General features: G+C 65.7%; 17 protein-coding genes. 8 read left to right on the top strand and 9 right to left on the bottom strand.

Annotation, left to right across the window (positions count from 1 at the left end):
* Nucleotides 1-35 precede the first annotated feature (35 nt).
* The 6 genes from AWB81_RS20620 (at nt 36) to zwf (ending at nt 6,272) form a co-directional block, all read left to right on the top strand.
* Nucleotides 36-218: a DUF1289 domain-containing protein gene (locus AWB81_RS20620; RefSeq protein WP_062638433.1), complete on the top strand. Its 183-nt coding sequence runs from the start codon at nt 36-38 to the stop codon at nt 216-218.
* A 142-nt stretch (nt 219-360) separates the two neighbouring features.
* Nucleotides 361-696, top strand: coding sequence for a hypothetical protein (locus tag AWB81_RS20615; protein WP_062638403.1), 336 nt, complete (start codon nt 361-363; stop codon nt 694-696).
* Nucleotides 697-855: 159 nt separating this feature from the next.
* Nucleotides 856-1,473, top strand: coding sequence for a glutathione S-transferase family protein (locus tag AWB81_RS20610; RefSeq protein ID WP_062638402.1), 618 nt, complete (start codon nt 856-858; stop codon nt 1,471-1,473).
* 41 nt (nt 1,474-1,514) lie between these two features.
* Entirely contained in the window at nt 1,515-3,584 is a 2,070-nt protein-coding gene (locus AWB81_RS20605; RefSeq protein WP_062638401.1) for a 2Fe-2S iron-sulfur cluster-binding protein, read from the top strand.
* Nucleotides 3,585-3,666: 82 nt separating this feature from the next.
* Nucleotides 3,667-4,566, top strand: a complete 900-nt coding sequence (locus AWB81_RS20600) for a LysR substrate-binding domain-containing protein (protein WP_062638400.1) — start codon at nt 3,667-3,669, stop codon at nt 4,564-4,566.
* A 233-nt stretch (nt 4,567-4,799) separates the two neighbouring features.
* On the top strand, nt 4,800-6,272 hold the full coding sequence (gene zwf, locus AWB81_RS20595; RefSeq protein ID WP_062638399.1) for a glucose-6-phosphate dehydrogenase: 1,473 nt from the start codon (nt 4,800-4,802) through the stop codon (nt 6,270-6,272).
* A 25-nt stretch (nt 6,273-6,297) separates the two neighbouring features.
* On the opposite strand, the gene AWB81_RS20590 is transcribed toward zwf, so the two are convergent.
* The 4 genes from AWB81_RS20590 to kce are packed head-to-tail and all read right to left on the bottom strand — an operon-like array spanning nt 6,298 to nt 10,231.
* Entirely contained in the window at nt 6,298-7,089 is a 792-nt protein-coding gene (locus tag AWB81_RS20590) for an SDR family oxidoreductase (RefSeq protein ID WP_062638398.1), read from the bottom strand.
* Nucleotides 7,086-7,826, bottom strand: coding sequence for a 3-oxoacyl-ACP reductase FabG (gene fabG / locus AWB81_RS20585; protein WP_062638397.1), 741 nt, complete (start codon nt 7,824-7,826; stop codon nt 7,086-7,088). The genes AWB81_RS20590 and fabG overlap by 4 nt, the downstream gene beginning before the upstream one ends.
* Nucleotides 7,827-7,886: 60 nt before the next feature.
* Nucleotides 7,887-9,233: an MFS transporter gene (locus tag AWB81_RS20580; protein ID WP_062638396.1), complete on the bottom strand. Its 1,347-nt coding sequence runs from the start codon at nt 9,231-9,233 to the stop codon at nt 7,887-7,889.
* Nucleotides 9,234-9,292: 59 nt separating this feature from the next.
* On the bottom strand, nt 9,293-10,231 hold the full coding sequence (gene kce / locus AWB81_RS20575; RefSeq protein ID WP_062638395.1) for a 3,5-dioxohexanoate:acetyl-CoA acetone transferase: 939 nt from the start codon (nt 10,229-10,231) through the stop codon (nt 9,293-9,295).
* 150 nt (nt 10,232-10,381) lie between these two features.
* On the opposite strand from kce, the gene AWB81_RS20570 reads away from it, so the two are divergent.
* A complete protein-coding gene (locus AWB81_RS20570) occupies nt 10,382-11,407 on the top strand; it encodes an AraC family transcriptional regulator (protein WP_062638394.1) in 1,026 nt (341 codons plus the stop codon).
* A 72-nt stretch (nt 11,408-11,479) separates the two neighbouring features.
* On the opposite strand, the gene AWB81_RS20565 is transcribed toward AWB81_RS20570, so the two are convergent.
* Nucleotides 11,480-12,451 (bottom strand): FUSC family protein, encoded by a 972-nt coding sequence (locus AWB81_RS20565; RefSeq protein WP_327372382.1) that lies wholly within the window; start codon nt 12,449-12,451, stop codon nt 11,480-11,482.
* 274 nt (nt 12,452-12,725) lie between these two features.
* A complete protein-coding gene (locus AWB81_RS20560; RefSeq protein WP_062638393.1) occupies nt 12,726-13,157 on the bottom strand; it encodes a YqaA family protein in 432 nt (143 codons plus the stop codon).
* A gap of 292 nt (nt 13,158-13,449) precedes the next feature.
* Between AWB81_RS20560 and AWB81_RS20555 the strand changes: the two genes are divergently transcribed.
* A complete protein-coding gene (locus AWB81_RS20555; RefSeq protein ID WP_062638392.1) occupies nt 13,450-14,409 on the top strand; it encodes an O-fucosyltransferase family protein in 960 nt (319 codons plus the stop codon).
* Nucleotides 14,410-14,415: 6 nt separating this feature from the next.
* Here AWB81_RS20555 and AWB81_RS20550 read toward each other — a convergent pair whose 3' ends face one another.
* The 3 genes from AWB81_RS20550 to AWB81_RS20540 are packed head-to-tail and all read right to left on the bottom strand — an operon-like array spanning nt 14,416 to nt 17,308.
* A complete protein-coding gene (locus AWB81_RS20550; RefSeq protein ID WP_062638391.1) occupies nt 14,416-15,240 on the bottom strand; it encodes an amidohydrolase family protein in 825 nt (274 codons plus the stop codon).
* A gap of 17 nt (nt 15,241-15,257) precedes the next feature.
* Nucleotides 15,258-16,544, bottom strand: a complete 1,287-nt coding sequence (locus AWB81_RS20545) for an MFS transporter (RefSeq protein WP_062638390.1) — start codon at nt 16,542-16,544, stop codon at nt 15,258-15,260.
* 41 nt (nt 16,545-16,585) lie between these two features.
* Complete coding sequence (locus AWB81_RS20540; protein WP_062638389.1) at nt 16,586-17,308, bottom strand: GntR family transcriptional regulator; 723 nt, start codon at nt 17,306-17,308, stop codon at nt 16,586-16,588.
* Nucleotides 17,309-17,313 lie beyond the last annotated feature (5 nt).

Genomic DNA, 17,313 nt, shown 5'->3' with positions numbered 1-17,313 from the left:
ACCGTCCCGAAGCCGACAAACCGAGTGAATCGTTCATGGCCGTGGAATCGCGCTGCATCAGCATCTGCAAGTTCGACGAGAAGACCGGCTTCTGCATCGGCTGCCTGCGCACGAAGGACGAGTGCAAGCAATGGAAGAAGATGAAGGACAAACACCGGACAAGAATCATCGACGAGCGCGGCAAGCGCAAACACAAGCTCAAGAAACACAAGCAATGACGGCGCGCCGGCGGGGCGCTCGCACGAATCGCCTCGCTCGCCGGGACTGTGGACTAGACTGGTCTCAATGACCACGCCGCGGCAAGCCCAACAACGATGCGTGGACCGGACACGAACCTCGAAACTTCCAGGGAGTTCAGTCATGAACGCTATCGTGCGCACGAAAATCGCCGCGTCGATGTTCGCCTTTGCCTGCCTGTCGCTTCAGACCGCGAGCGCCCAGCAACTCGCGCGGCCCAATCCCGAAACCGACATGTCCGCGCCCGAGAACAACCCCAGGCTACAGCCAGATGCGGCGCTCGGCAGCCAGTATCCTTCGCACGGCAACCAGCAGGCCGGCGAACTTAACCTGAATCCGACCGACCCGCGCGCGCAACTCGCGAACGGGCTGCCGAACAACGCGCTCGGCGGCGGTTATGGATCGCCGCTCGCGGGCAGCAAGGTGAACGTCAAGCCAGACGGGCAGCCGCAGTACTGAGGAGCGGGCGTACCGGCGCCCGCATCGCCCACCATTCTCGTTTCGAGAATGGTGAATTGAATTTCGCTCGTATTCAACAACGCGCGTCGCGACCCCAAACTTCGATCCAGCACTCGGGAAAACACCCCGGCCCATCCACCGATCGAAGGAGAGTCGCACATGAAGCTTTATCACCATCCGCTGTCCGGCCACTCGCACCGTGCCCGCCTGTTCCTGTCGCTGCTCGGCGTGCCGCATGAAGTCGTTCACGTCGATCTGGCGGCGGGCGAACACAAGTCGCCCGAGTTCCTGCGCCTGAACCGCTTCGGCCAGATTCCCGTACTCGTCGACGGCGACACCGTCATCGCCGATTCGGCCGCCATCCTCGTCTATCTCGCGAAGAAGTACGCCAAGGAAGACTGGCTGCCGACGACTCCCGCCGAAGCCGCCGCCGTGCAGCGCTGGCTGTCGGTCGCGGCGGGCCAGATCGCGTTCGGCCCGGCGGCTGCGCGCCTGATCACCGTGTTCGGCGCGCCGTTCAATCCGAAGGAAGTGATTGCCCGCGCCCACGCGGTGCTCAAGCTGATCGACGAAGAACTGGCCGGCCGCGAATGGATCGCGGCAAGCCATCCGACCATCGCCGATGTCGCGCTCTACAGCTACATCGCGCGCGCGCCGGAAGGCAACGTCGATCTCTCCGGCTATCGCAACGTGAATGCGTGGCTCGCGCGCGTCGAAGCGTTGCCGGGGTTCGTGGAGTTTCAAGAGACGCCCGCCGGGCTCACTGCGGCCGGCTGAGCACTCCTGGCCGCTTCATTTACGTCGAAAGGCGAATCATCATGTCCAGCACCTTGGAAACCGGTCTCCGCTCACCGTGGCACGAAGGCGAACTCGCCCTGCAGCGCAGCGTGGGTGTCGTCGAGCGGATGGACGGTCCCGGCCGCCGCTTCGTGCGCGACTACCTGCTCGACCAGCACCGGCAGTTTTATCCGCTCCTGCCGTTCATCGTGGCGGGCGCGGTCGATGCCGAGGGCGACGCCTGGGCGACCGTGATCGCCGGGAAGCCAGGCTTCCTGCAGGCGCCGACGCCCGCGGTACTGGACGTGCACGCGGCGCGCGATCCCGACGACCCCGCCGATGCCGGTTTCAGCGACGGCGCCGCGATTGGCCTGCTCGGCATCGACCTCGCGACGCGGCGGCGCAATCGTCTGAACGGCGTGATCCGGCACAATGGCGGCGCGGCGTTCGGCGTCGAAGTGGAGCAGAGCTACGGCAACTGCCCGCAATACATCCAGTTGCGCGACTTCGAGCTGGTCCGCGATCCGGCCGTGCGCGCGTCAGCCGCGCCCGAGCGGCTCGACCGGCTGTCCGCGCGCGCCGCGCAGATGATCGCGAAGGCGGACACATTCTTCGTCGCCTCGTACGCGGACCGCGAGAACGGCGAACGGCAGGTCGACGTCTCGCATCGCGGCGGCAAGCCGGGGTTCGTGCGGTTAGCGGACGACGGCGTGCTCACGATTCCCGATTTCGCCGGCAACCTGTTTTTCAACACGCTCGGCAACATCCTCGTGAACGGCAAGGCGGGCCTGGTTTTCGCCGATTTCAAAACCGGCGACCTGCTGCAACTCTCTGGCGACGCCGAAGTCATGCTCGATTCGCCGGAGATCGCCGCGTTCCAGGGCGCCGAGCGCCTGTGGCGCTTCACGCCGCGCCGCATCGTCTATCGTGCGGACGCGCTGCCGCTGCGCTGGCATGCCGACGCCACCGGCCAGTCGCCGAATTCGCTTCTGACCGGGAGCTGGGACGAGACCGCCGAGCGCCTGAAGGCGGCGGCGCTCGCCCGCGCCTGGCGGCCGTTTCGCGTCGCCAAGGTGGTCGACGAGAGCGACGCGATCCGCTCGTTCTATCTCGAACCGGCGGATGGCGCGGGAATCGTGGCGCACGCGGCCGGCCAGCATCTGCCGATCCGCGTGACGCCGGCAGAAGGCGGCCCGCCCGTGATCCGCACGTACACGCTTTCCGTCGCGCCGTCGGACGGCTTCTACCGCATCAGCGTGAAGCGCCAGGGGCTCGTGTCGGCGCATCTGCACGACACGCTGCACGCGGGCGGCATGGTCGAAGCGCGCGCACCGGCCGGCAACTTCACGATCGACGCCAGCGAGACGCGCCCGGCCGTGTTGCTCGCGGCGGGCGTCGGCGTGACGCCGATGCTCGCGATGCTGCGTCATCTCGTCTACGAAGGGCAGCGCAAACGCCGCGTGCGGCCGGCGTGGTTCTTTCACTCGGCGCGTTCGCTCGGGGAGCGCGCGTTCGCCGATGAAATCCGCGGCCTCGCCGAACGCGCGGCCGGCGCGGTGCACGTGATCCGCTCGCTGACCGATACCGAGGGCGCGCGCGAAGGCGCCGACTACGACATCGAAGGCCGCATCGACATCGACATGCTGAAGGGCATCCTGCCCTTCGACGACTACGACTTCTACCTGTGCGGCCCCACCGCGTTCATGCAGTCGATCTATGACGGCCTGCGCGGCCTGAACGTCGCCGATGGACGCATTCATGCCGAAGCGTTCGGGCCGTCCGGGCTCGTGCGCAAGCTGGACGAAGGCGCATCGAAGACGCCCGCCCGTCTTCCCGCGAGCGAACCCGTGCCGGTGGCGTTCGTGAAGTCGTCGAAGGAAGCGCGCTGGACACCCGGCGCCGGCACGCTGCTCGAACTCGCCGAGGCGCGCGGCCTCGCGCCCGAGTTCAGCTGCCGCGGCGGAAGCTGCGGGACGTGCAGGACGCGCGTCGTCGAAGGCGAGGTCGCGTATCCGGTCGCGCCGTCGTTCCAGGTCGGCGACGACGAGGCGCTCATCTGCTGCGCGGTGCCCGCCGCCTCCCACGCCGGCCCGCTCGTTCTCGATCTGTAAAGGCGCGATAACGGTCCTCGCCATTGCTCCGCGGCGTCTCATGTCTGAGAATGCACGTCATCGCGGGCACACAGAGAGCGAGATGGACCGATTCCAGGCGATGGCGACGTTCGTGACGGTAGTCGAAACCGGCGGCTTTGCGTCCGCCGCGCGCAAGCTCGACGTCTCGCCCTCGGTGGTGAGCCGCGTGGTGACGGAACTGGAGGAGCGGCTCGGCGTGCGGCTCCTCACGCGCACGACGCGCGTCGTGCGCGTGACCGAGGTCGGCACGGCCTATTTCGAGGACTGCCGCCGCATCCTCGGCGAAGTCGACGACGCGGAACTCTCGGCCACCGGCACGCACTCGACGCCGCGCGGCCAGTTGACGATCACCGCGCCGATGCTGTTCGGCAAGTACTTCGTGATGCCGGTGGTGATCGAGTATCTGTCGCGCTACCCGCAGGCCGACGTCAACGCGTGGTTCATCGACCGCGTGGTGAATCTGGTCGACGAGGGGATCGACGTCGCGGTGCGCATCGGCGAGATGCCCGATTCCACGCTGCAGGCGATCCGCGTGGGCCGCGTGCGGCGCGTGCTGTGCGCGTCGCCGGCTTATCTGAAGGAGCACGGCACGCCGCGCCGCCCGGAAGACCTGACCAGCCACACGGCGATCCTCGCGAGCGGCATCTCGACGACGCCCGAATGGCGTCTCGACGAAAACGGCAAGCAAACGGTCGTGCGCCTCCAGCCGCGGCTCACGACCACTACCAACGACGCCGCGATCACGGCCGCCGTCGCGGGCTTCGGCATCACGCGCCTCCTGTCGTACCAGATTGCGCAGCACCTGCGCGACGGCTCGCTCGAAATCGTGCTGGCGGACTTCGAGCCGCCCGCGCTGCCGATCCAGGTCGTGCATCGCGAAGGACGGCACGCCACGCAGAAGGTCCGCGCGTTCCTCGACCTCGCCATCGATACGCTGCGTGCCCACCCGTCGCTGAATTAAGCGGACGCATGGTCGGCCGCCTCATTTTGGACACCGTCCGGCGCAGGCCCGCACCGGGCGGGCGAAAGATGCCGTTGCGTGCAAAAAAGCCGTAAAACATGCACCATAGCTATCTTCGGAACGTTCTGACCCCTGTCGACCAGAGTTAGCGCTGTCCCTGGTCCCATGCAGGTTAGTTGCTGCCTCTTCAATCGGCCCTTCAGGGCCCCTTCAACCGGCGACCCCTACGCACCATGACGACACAGAACCCATCCGCCACAGACCGTCCCGTCGACATGATCATCTACGGCGGCGGCGGCGACCTGTCCGCGCGCAAGCTGCTGCCCGCGCTGTACATGGCGCACCTGCACTGCAATCTGCCGCCCGAGACGCGCATCATCGCCATCGGCCGCAAGGACTGGTCGCGCGACGACTACCTCGCGTTCATGGAAGAGCACTCGCGCCCGTTCGTCGACGCCAAGGCGCTCGACGCCCAGGCGTGGGACAAGTTTCTCGCGCTCTTCGACTACGTGCGCATCGACATCGACAACGCCGCCGACTTCGAGCGGCTCGCGCAGGTTTCGCGACCGAATGCGCTGCGCGTCTTCTATCTCGCGACCGCGCCCGATCTCTTCACGACAATCTGCGACAACCTCGCGAACGCGGGTCTCGTCGACGAGCATTCGCGCGTCGTGCTCGAAAAGCCGCTCGGTCACGATCTTGCCTCGGCGCAGGCGATCAACGCATCGGTCGGGCGGCATTTCAAGGAAGCGCAGATCTATCGCATCGACCACTATCTCGGCAAGGAGACCGTGCAGAACCTGATGGTGCTGCGCTTCGGCAACGCGATCTTCGGGCCGCTCTGGCAGGCGCCGTACATCAAGAGCGTGCAGATCACGGTGTCGGAGACGGTGGGCGTCGGCAGCCGCGCGGGCTTCTACGACCAGACGGGCGCGCTGCGCGACATGGTGCAGAACCACCTGCTGCAACTGCTTTGCATCGTCGCGATGGAGCCGCCCGTGTCGCTCAATCCCGATGCCGTGCGCGACGAAAAGCTGAAAGTGCTGCGCTCGCTTCGGCCCATGTCGGTTGCCGACATCGCCCGCGATACCGTGCGCGGCCAGTACGCCGCGGGCGCGATCGGCGGCGAGCCGGTGAAGGGTTATCTCGAAGAGGCGAACGTGCCGCAGGACAGCCGCGCCGAGACCTTCGTCGCCATTCACGCGCACATCAACAACTGGCGCTGGGCCAACGTGCCGTTCTTCCTGCGCACGGGCAAGCGGTTGCAGAAGCGGCAGTCGGAGATCGTGATCGATTTCGCGGACCTGCCGTTCTCGATCATCCCGAGCGGCCCGCGCAGCTACGGCAACCGGCTGATCATCCAGTTGCAGCCGGAAGAGTCGATCCAGCTCCAGATGCTCGCAAAGGAGCCCGGCAGCGGCATGCACATGCTGCCGGTGAACCTGAACCTCGACTTGCAACAGGCGTTCACCGAGCGTCGTGCGGAAGCGTACGAGCGCCTGCTCATCGACGTGATTCGCGGGCGCCTCACGCACTTCATGCGACGCGACGAACTCGAAGCCGCGTGGGCGTGGGTCGAGCCGATTCTCGCCGGCTGGAAGGAGCTGAACGACCGGCCGCGCACCTACACGGCGGGAACGTTCGGGCCGGCGGCATCGTCGGCGCTGATGGCGCGCGAGAACATGGCCTGGGCCGAAGAGGCCTGAGCCGGTCGGGCGGCAACGGCGGCAGCTACAGATACTCGACGTTGCCGTCCACGCTGATCGCCTGGCCCGAGATGTTGCGGCCCGCGGGCGATGCCAGGAACAGCGTCATCGCGGCGATGTCCTCGACCGTCACCATGCGCCGGAGGGAGATCTTTCGCAGATACTCTTCGCGCATGGCGTCGGCCGTGATGCCGAGCGATTCCGCGCGCGCCGCGATCACCCGGTCCATTCTTTCGCCTTCGACCACCCCGGGAAGGATCGCATTCACGCGGATGTTGTCCGGCCCGAGTTCCACGGCGAGCGACTTCACCAGCCCGACGATCGCCCACTTGGTCGCGGCATAGGGCGTGCGAAACCCGTAGCCGAGGCGGCCGGCCACGGACGACATCGCGATGATGCCCGGGCAGTCCGAACTCTCCTTCAGCACGGGCACGGCCTTTCTCAGGAAGTAGTACTGGCTGTTGAGATTGGTCGCGACCGTGCGTTCCCACTCTCCGGGGTCGATCGACTCCACCGCGCCCGTGGGACCGGCGATGCCCGCGTTGTTCACGAGAATGTCCAGGCCGCCGAGCGAGCGGCGTGCGTCGTCGATGACGGCATCCACCTGCTCGCGGTTCGCAACGTCCGCGACGCCTGCGTAGAGACGCGGATGGCTCGCCTTCGCGCGGTCGATGGCGGATGCATCCATGTCGCAGACATAGACCGCCGCGTCCGCTTCGAGGAAGGCCTGCGCGATGGCAGCGCCGATGCCCGTTGCGGCACCCGTCACGAGGACCCGAAGTCCCGGCGCGGGCTTCAGAAGCTTGAGTGCGCTCATAGCGACATTCCTCCCGATGCTTCGATCACCGCGCCGTTGATGTAGCTCGCCTCGTCGCTTGCAAGAAACGCGTAGATGCTGGCGATTTCCTCGGGCCTGCCGAGACGGCGCAACGGAACCTGCTCGCGCATTTTCGCCATGACTTCATCGGGCACCGTCGAGAGAATGGGCGTGTCGATGAAACCCGGCGCGACGGCGTTCACGCGAATCCCCTTGGGTCCGAGTTCGCGGCTCCACGTTTTCGTGAAGCCGATCACACCGAACTTGGCCGCCGCGTAGTTGGTCTGGCCGTAGTTGCCGTAGATGCCCACCACCGAGCTTGCGTTCAGGATGACGCCTGCTCCCTGCTCCACCATCGTATCGACGACGGCCTGTGCCGCATGAAAGACGCCGCGCAGATTCACGTCGATGACGTCGTCGAACTGTTCGAGCGTCATCTTCTGGAGCCGGGCATCGCGAGTGATGCCGGCGTTGTTCACCAGCACGTCGATCCGTCCATGCCCCGCGAGCACTCGGGCAACCATGTCGTTGACCGATTTCCGGTCCGCGACATCCACGCCGAAGGCGTCGGCTTCGCCGCCCGCTTCACGACATGCTTCGACCACCTTCGACAACGCCTCGCGATTCACGTCGCATGCCGCGACCGCCGCACCTTCGCGGGCGAACTTCAGCGCCGTTGCCGCGCCGATTCCCTGGCCCGCTCCGGTCACGATCGCCACTTTGCCTTTCAGTCTCATTCCCTGCTCTCCATTCTTTTCTGAATTCGATCCCTGCACGCGCGGGGCTGCCGCGCCTCGTCACGCATCAAGTTCGAGCGCGGGCTGGCACAGCGCGCCCGGTCGCTCTTCGAGCCGGATGGCCTTGGCGAGTAGCGGCACGAGCACGAGGCCCAGCACCGCCGCCGCGACCACCACGGTGAAGCCGGACGCGCTACTGCCCGACGCCGTCTCGGCCATGCCGAAGACATACGGACCCACGAAACCGCCGATGAGCCCGATCGTATTGATGAAGGCGAGCCCCGCCGCCGCCTGGATGCCTTGGAGTCGCTTCATCGCAATGGCCCAGTAGGAAGGCAGCACGCCGCCGCCGAAGAAAGCGGTTGCCACGAAGAGCGCGATCTGGACGACCGGGCTCGTCGACGCGATGAACGCAAGGCCGCTCGCGACCAGCCCCGCAGTCAGCACGCCGAGGTACAGGCAGTCGCTCTTCATGCGGCGATGAATGCGCGGAAGGATCAGCACGCCCAGCAGGAAGCCGATCCCCACACTGCTCGAAAGCAGCCCGACGACGAGCGGCGCTTTCACATGCATCTGCTGGATCATGGCCGGCGTGAAGAACACGAGGCCGACGAACGCCACCTGGTTCAAAAAGTAGATCAGGCCGATGAGGATGGTGCTCGGTCGCTTGAGTGCCGCGATCCAGTTTGCGGAGGACAGGTCGGCGTGGCCGTGCGTGTCGATGACCGCGTGCGTTTCGAGCGCCCGGGCTTCGGTCGCGGAGAGCCAGCGGGCGTCGCGCGGCCGCTCGGGCAGCTTGAAGTACAGCAGCACGCCGACCAGGATCGTCGGCAGGCCTTCGAGCAGGAACATCCATTGCCAGCCGTGCAGCCCGCCGGTGCCGTCTAGCTGCATCAGCGCGCCGCCCAGCGGGTTGCCGATCACGAGCGCCACGGCCGGCGCCGTATAGATCCAGCCGACGGCCACCGGACGGTCCTTCGGCGCGAACCAGAGCGTGACCATGTACATCAGCGCCGGGAACAGACCCGCTTCGGCGATGCCGAGCAGCACGCGGATCGCGTAGAACGAATACTCGCCCTTCACGAACATCATCGCGGCGGAGAGCGCTCCCCACGTCACCGCGATGCGCGCGATCCAGCGGCGCGGCCCGACCCGGTGCGCGGCCAGATTGCTCGGTACTTCGAGCAGCGCATAGCCGAGAAAGAAAATGCCCGCGCCGAGCCCGTATGCGGCGGCGCTGATGCCCAGATCGGCCGCCAGCTGCGCCTTGGCGAGCGCGACGTTGGTCCGGTCGAGATACGACATGAAATAGATGGCGCACATCAGCGGAATGAGCTTCTGCATCGCCTTGAGTGTCGCGATCCGATGCGTGTCGTCCGTGCTGTGTTCGGTGGAATGCGTAACCATGATGTCTCCTGCAAGGAATCTGCTTTTGTATGCGGCTTGCCTGCGCTGAGCGGCAGGATTCAGAGCGCGGTCTTGCCGGCGCCCTTCAGGCCGAGGATCTGGCGGGCGTCGGCGGGCGTCGCGATCTCGAACGACAGCTCTTCGAGGATTCGCCGGATCTTGCGGACCTGCTCCGCGTTGGTCGTCGCCTTCACGCCCTTTTCGAGGTACACGCTGTCCTCCAGCCCGACGCGCACGTTGCCGCCCAGAATCGCGCCCATCGTCACGAGCGACATCTGGTGGCGGCCCGCGCCGAGAATCGAGAAGTGGTAGTGCTCGCGACCGAAAAGGCGGTCGGCGGTGGAGCGCATGAGCGCCACATTCTCGGGATCGGGGCCGAGGCCGCCGAGAATCCCGAACACGGACTGGATGAAGAACGGCGCCTTGACCAATCCCTGGTCGACGAAATGCGCCAGGTTGTACAGATGCCCGACGTCATAGCATTCGAACTCGAAGCGCGTCCCGTACTCCTGAAACTCCGCGAGGATGTTCCTGATGTCCCGGAACGTGTTGCGGAAGATCATGTCCTCCATGCCTTCGACGTAGTCCTTTTCCCAGTCGAAACGCCACGAATCGATCTTCGCCGCCACCGGATGCAGCGAAAAGTTCATCGATCCCATGTTGAGCGAACACATTTCGGGCCGGGCGAGCCGCGCATACGCCAGCCGCTCGTCGAGCGTCATGCGTGTGCTGCCGCCCGTCGTGATGTTGATGACGGCGTCGGTCGCCTTCGCGATCGCCGGCACGAACTCCCGGTAGACGTCGGGGCTCGGCGTCGGCCGGCCGTCGCGTGGATCGCGCGCATGCAAATGAAGGATCGCGGCGCCGGCCTCGGCCGCTTCGATCGCCTGTGAGCGGATGTCGTCCGGCGTGATCGGCAGATATTCCGACATCGACGGGACATGCGCGGAACCCGTCACGGCGCAGGAAATGATGACCTTGCGGCTGGTATTGCTCATGGCTGAATGCTGTCTCCGGGTACTTTCTAATCGAGGGCGTCGCGTGCGGACCGCTCCCTTGTGATACCGATGGTAGTGGGATAGCATGGCGCCGGTAAGGTCATTTCCGGACAGATGGGTAGCTTCCGGGGACATTCTGGGAGAGATGCCGTGTCGTCGAAATATCCGCTGCTCAACGAGCGCATCTATGCGCCCTACAAGATCGCGGCGCTGGTGGAAGTGCTTGCCGAGCAGGGCATCGCGCCGGAGGACAGCCTGAAAGGCAGCGGCGTGAAGGCCGAAGAGATCTACGACGCGTCCGCGCTCACCTCGGTGCGTCAGTACGCGGCCGTGTGCAAGAACGCCATCCTGTTGTCCACCGATCCGGCCACGCCGTTCGAAGTGGGCTCGCGCCTGCACCTGTCCGCCTACGGCATGTACGGCTACGCGCTGATGTCGTGCCTGTCGCTGCGCGACTACTTCAGGCTCGGCGTGAAATACCACCGGCTGGCGACACCCACGGTCACGATCGCCTGGACCGAATATCCCGACAAGGGCGTCTGGACCTTTCCCGACGCGTTCATCTCCAGTCCGTCGCGCGAATTGCGCGAGTTCGTGATCGAGCAGCAATTCACGCAGCACGTCACGCATCTGCAGGACGTTGCCGGCCGAAGCTGCCCGCCTGTGAAGGCCTGCTTTTCCTACCCGGCCTCCGCTCACGCCGATCTCTATCCGAAGTATCTCGGCTGCCCGTGCGAGTTCGACCACGAGCAATGTGAACTGATCTATGACAGCGCGATCCTCGACCAGAAGCCGCAGCTTGCGCATCTGCACTCGGCGGCGCTTCTCCAGGAAACCTGCGACCGGCTGATCGGGCAGGCGAAGACATCGGTCGGCGCGTCCGGCGAGGTCTATCAGGTGCTGATGCGCGAACCCGGCGTCTTCCCGAGCATGGAAGCGGTCGCAGAAGTCCTGAAGATGACGAGCCGTACGCTGCGCCGGCGCCTGGAGGCGGAGGGAACGTCATTCGTCGCGATCGTCGACGACGTGCGCTGCTCGCTCGCAACGGAATATCTGAAGACGACCAAGATGAGCACCGACGATATCGCCATGCTGCTCGGCTTCAGCGATGCGGCGAACTTCCGGCGGGCGCTCAAGCGCTGGACAGGGAAAGGGCCGGGCGAACTGCGTCACTGATTCGTCGGAGTGCCGCGCTTGTTGCCCAGGGCGCACGCGCCCGTGTCTTTCGTGCCGACCCGGGAGCCGCCTTCAGAGCGCGTCGCTGCTTTCGCGCGCGAGCGGCAGCCGGCTCATGGCGAGAATCACGGCGGTAAGCACGACGATGCCCGTCAGGATGCCCGAGAGGCGCATGAGCGCCGGGAGCGGATCGGCCGACCATCGATGGTCCTGCACGAACACCATGATGAACGCGATGGTGAACTGCCGCCCGACATAGCTCGCGCCTTCCTTCCCGGTCTGCACATGGCAACCGAACCACACACCCGCCGACAGCGCGATCATCGAAAGCCAGGCGTGATTGCCCAGGAGCGGCAAGAGCGCCACGCCGATCAATCCCGCGAGCAGGCAGCCCGCGAAGCGCTGGACCATCCTTTCGGCGACGGGCCTTCGCGTGTGCCCGGCCAGCGACGCCGCCGGCAGGATCAGGACAGCCATCGCGGTGACCATCGCCTGCGCGAAACCGGGCAGCTTCAGGATGTAGATCAGCGCCGCCAGGATCGCGATCGACGCCGCGCCCTGCCATGCGAGCAGCTTGCGCGCGGCGCGAATCGACTCCGGCGACGGAGGGGCGCCCGCCGCGGCGAGCGCCTCGACGGCGCCCAGCGGACGATATCGCCGGTACTGCCGCTCGCCCGCGTGGAAGACGCCCGACACAACCACGCAGGCCAGCGTCCCGACGACGACTTCCGCTACGCGCAGCGTTGCGAACGAGGCGGTCGCCGCGAAGGTGTGGAGCGTGTGCGCCTCGAAGATCACCATCAGCGCAGTGGCGCCGCCGAGCACCCACGCGTAGCTGAATTCCGACGCGAGCGCCCGGTACACGGCGACGCCCCCCATCGCGCCCATCGCCGGCACGAAGAGCCACGGCAGACCGCCGAGCGCGGGACCGGCCAGTGCGCCGAGCAGCCCGCCGAGCACCGTGCCGAGCATCCGATGCAGCCCGCGCCGGGCGGACGCGGCGAAGTCGTCTGCATGACCGCGAAGCCGCTGATCGCCGCCCACCAGCTATTGGACAGGCCGAACACCCGCGCGAGCGCCACCGCGAGGGCGACCGAAACCACCGCCTGCGTGGCGAAGCCGGCGCGCTCGGCCGAGGGCTTCCATGCGGCCAGTTCGCGGCCGAGCGCCGTCAAGGCGTCGCGGGTGATCAGGGTGAGCGTCGCGAACGACGAAGGGCGCGGGTCGGGCGGGCGAGCGTTCATGGGTCAGCGTGCGTCGATCGACTTTCACCGAAGGATGGAAAACGCAAACACTGCGCGCGCAAAGCGCGGCGACGTTACATCATGGTCAGCGCCGCCACCGCGATATACCGCCCCGTCTTCGCGATCGCGACGATGAAGAGGAACGACGGCAGCGGCTCGCGCAGCACGCCCGCGATCATCGTGAGCGGGTCGCCAATGACGGGCGTCCACGAAAGCAGCAGCGTCCAGCGCCCGTATCGACGATACCAGCGTTCCGCGCGATCCAGCGCGCCCGGCTTGATCGGAAACCATCGGCGGTCGCGGAACCGCTCGATCGAGCGGCCGAGCACCCAGTTGATCGTCGACCCCGCGATGTTGCCGACGCTCGCCACCGCGACCAGCAGCCACGCCGGATGTCCGCCGTGCAGCAGCAAGCCGACGAGCAGCGCTTCGGACTGGAGCGGGAAGATCGTCGCGGCGACGAGCGCGACGACGAAGAGCCCGCCGTATATAGATAGATCGGCCATGAGGAATTGCGGCGTTCGCGGAATATGCACGATACACGCGTTCGCCGCGTCGTTTCGGGGTTAACTCCAATTACCCGGATATTAATGACATCGTCAGTGGCGACGCCAACGTTTGCTAAAGGACGACCCGATTTCGATAAAGGAATTCTTACCGGACTGCGTTTGCTACCCCACGAAATTGCATGTTGGATTTACTCCGCAAGCGATGACCCGTTGCTATTCTTGCCGGACAGTCCTGGTATCGCACGCCGTACGCAAATTCCAACAAGCCTAATTGATTGGGAGTCACGCGATGTTGCGAAGGGTGGTCGATCGGGTAAGACAATTCCGGCGCAGTGAAGGGTTCAAGCATTCTGTCGCCACGCCAATCCGGTTTTCGCTGCATGCGCGGCAGCGATTGAACCGCAGCGTGTTCTCCATCGAGATCAGGGAAAATTCCGGTTTCTTTTCCGTGATGCAGATGGTCCTGTTCATTCTCATGCATTGCGAAGAAAAGCGGCTGACGCCGCGCATTTCGGCACGCGGCGGCCTTTACGGCGATCCGGAAGGCAAAATCGACTGGTTCTCGGCGCTGTTCGAAACCGTGCGGCCATCGGCCGGTGCGCCCTCCTCGCGCAAGGTGCGGACTTCGACCGTGCGCGATCTGGTTCAACTGGGTTTTCGGCAGCGCTATGAAGCCGGACTTCGTTTGCAAAGCGCGAGCGAGCTTTTCCGTTCGTATTACCGGCCGGCGGCTTCTGTTCGCGACGAAGTCGAATCGATATGTAAAAGACTCGAAATCGGCAAATCGACTTTGGGCGTGCATTTCAGAGGCACCGATAAAAAGATCGAAGCGATGACAGTGCCGTGGGGCGATTTCTGTCGGCTCGTCGAACAGACGCTCGCGCTCAATCCGCAATTGACGAACATATTCGTTTCAAGCGACGAGCAGCCATTTATCGATTTCTTTTGCGCATGGCCCTTCAGCCGTCCCATTAAAGTGGCGCCTGCGAAACTGCTTTCGAATGGCGGTATGCCGATTCATTTCAGCGGTTATCCGGGACTGGAAATCGGACGCGAAGCGCTGGTTTCCAGTTTGCTGCTTTCGAATTGCGGTTATCTCGTGAAAATGCCGTCGTATTTGTCGGCGTGGTCGAAGATATTCAATCCCGATTTGCCCGTCACGCTCGCCGCGCCGCCGAGGCCGGATGCGTTCTGGTTCCCCGACAGCCAGATCTGGGTCGGGCAGGACGTCGGCGGCAAGGCGGCCTGAAGAACGCTAGACGAACCCGAACAGTTGCGCGGGCGTGTTCGCCAGGACGGCGTGCCGCTCGTGCGCGTCGGGAATGAGCGTGTGCAGGACGCGCAGCGCGTCATCGAAACGCTCCACCCGCTCGAACTGCGTGTGCGGCCAGTCACTGCCCCACACGAGACGGTCCAGCCCGAATTCCTGCTTCAGCGCGTCGGTTGCAGCCTGCGCCGCCGCGAGCCCGCCGATCCGGTAGACGCCGGACACCTTCACCCAGACTCGCCCCGTGCGCCCGAGCGACAGCAGGTCGCGAAAACCCGGATCGTCGACGCCAAGCGACGGCTCGGGCCGCCCGAAATGATCGACGACGATTCGCAGCTCCTGATCGAAGAGCGGCCGGACGACACCCGCAAGCCGCGCCGCCTCGACATGCAATTCGACGTGCCATCCGAGCCGCGCGATATGCGCGAGCGTCGCGCGCCATGCCGGATCGTCGAAATGCGGGTCGGGTGCTTCAAGGAGATTCAGCCGGATGCCGACGACGCCCGCGCGATCCATCGCCTCCAACGACGCGGTTTCGCACGTCGGATCGATCACGGCGACCCCGCGCAGACGCCCGGGCGCGCACGCCAGCGCGTCCAGCAGATAGCGGCAGTCGGTGCCGAGGAAGCTCGGCTGCACGAGCACGCCGTGCGAGATGCCATGGGCGTCGAGTTTCACGAGATAGTCAGCGAGCGTCGCGTCGTAATCCGGCGCGTAGCGGCGGCGCGCCGCGAGCGGCAGCCCGCGCTCGAAGACGTGCGCGTGAGCATCGATGGCGGTGATCGCCGCGTCGTGTTCCTGCTGAATCGCCATGCTCGGTCGGTCCCGTCTCAGCGCCGATGCGCGCGCGGCAGCGGCACGATTATCTCGGGTTCCGGCAGATCGTCGGCGAGCGTCCTGCCGCGCGTTTCCGGCAACATCAGCACGGCCACGACGACGATCGAATACGCGATGGCCGCATCGATGCCGATCGCCACGCCAAGCGACATGTTCGCGGACATATGGCCGACCAGCACCGGAAAGCCCGCCGAGACCACGCGCCCGAAGTTGTAGCAGAAGCCGACGCCGGTGCCGCGCGTGCCACGCGGATAAAGCTCCGAGAAGAGCGCGCCCATGCTCGCCGGAATGCCGGCCGCGAAGAATCCGAGCGGAAAGCCGAGCACGAGCATCGCGACATTGCCGAGCGGCAGAAACAGATAGACGACGACCGTCGCGACGCAGCAGATCGAGAACAGCAGGATCGTCGCGCGCCGGCCGATGCGGTCGAGCAGCTGCGCGCTCACGAGACACCCGCAAAAGAACGCGACGATGATCACCGCGAGATAGCCGCCGGTGCCGAGCACGGAGAGATGGCGCTCGGTCTTGAGAAACGTCGGCAGCCACGTCATCAGCGCGTAATAGCCGCCGTGCGCGCCCACGCCCAGCAATCCGCCGACGAGCGTCATGCGCAGCACCTGCGGCGAGAAAATACCGAAGAGCGGGACGCTTTCGAGCGTGCCAGTACCCGTGCTCTGCGCCGTCTTGCGCGCCACCGGTTCTTCGACGCCGCGCCGCACGTAGAGGATCAGCAGCGCCGGCAGTATCCCGATGCCGAACATGACGCGCCACGCGGTATCGGCGGGAACGAGCGAAAACATCAGCGCATAGAGCAGCACGGCCGCCGCCCAGCCCACCGCCCACGCGCTCTGCACCGTGCCCATTGCCTTGCCGCGATGCTCGGGGCGAATCGCTTCGGCCATCAGCACGGCGCCGGCGGCCCACTCTCCGCCGAAGCCGAACCCCTGCAGGCTCTTGAGCACGAGAAACGCCGGATAGGTCTGCGCGAACGCGCAAAGAAACGTGAAAATGGAAAAGAACGCGACGGTCCACTGCAACGTCTTCACGCGGCCGATGCGGTCCGCGAGCATGCCCGCAACCCATCCGCCGATCGCCGATGCCACGAGCGTCGCCCCGCCGACCAGCCCCGCCTGCGTACGGCTGATCGACCATTCCGCGATGATCGCCGGGATCACGAGGCTGAACATCTGCACATCTAGCGAGTCGAGCGCCCAGCCGCCGAAGCACGCCCAGAAGGTGCGCTTCTCGTTGCCCGAAATTTCCCTGAACCACTGGAACATCGTCGTCTCCTCGCCGTTTTTCCATCCGGCGCTCGTGCCGGTCAGCGAATCTCGGCCTGATAGATGAATTCGCTCGCCGGACCGCGCGAGCGCCGCCACTCCAGCGGCTGGCGATCGTAGCCGTACGCAAGGCGCTCGATGACGACCGTCGGCGTGCCCGGCTCGATGCGCAGGAGCCGGGCGTGCAGCGGCCCGATCGACTCGACGGTCAGCGTCTCCGTCGCCGATGCGATGACCTGGTTGCACTGCGCCTCGTACACCGGATAGAGCAGGTCGCCGATGCCGTCGATCGGCAACTGTGCGAAAGCCGCGAAGCGCTCGAACGGCAGCCAGATTTCCTCGGCGAGCATCGGCACGTCGTCGATCAGGCGCAGCCGCGACAGGCGGATCACCCGTGCCTTCGGCGCGATCTGCAATGCGGCCGCGACGGCCGACGGCGCCTCGGTGACTTCGCGCCGCAGGATCCGGCTTTCGGGGATGCGCCGCTCGCCTTGCCTCGTCTGAAAGCGGAAGAAGCGGAACAGGGAACTGTCGAAGCTCGCGCGCCGCACGAAGGTGCCGCGGCCCTGAAAGCGTTCGAGCATGCCTTCGTTCACCAGCAGGTCGACCGCCTTGCGCACCGTGCCGACGGCGACGTCGTAGCTCTTGGCGAGCGCCTGTTCGGTCGGAATGGCTTCGCCCGGACGCCAGTGGCGAGCAGCGATCTGCGCGACGAGTTCGTCGCGCAGACGCTGGTAGCGGGGGAGTCGGTTGTCGGCTTGCATGACGG

It is taken from the genome of Caballeronia arationis, from assembly GCF_001544975.2.
Lineage (GTDB): Bacteria > Pseudomonadota > Gammaproteobacteria > Burkholderiales > Burkholderiaceae > Caballeronia > Caballeronia arationis.
This window is presented reverse-complemented; position numbering and strand designations above follow the sequence as displayed.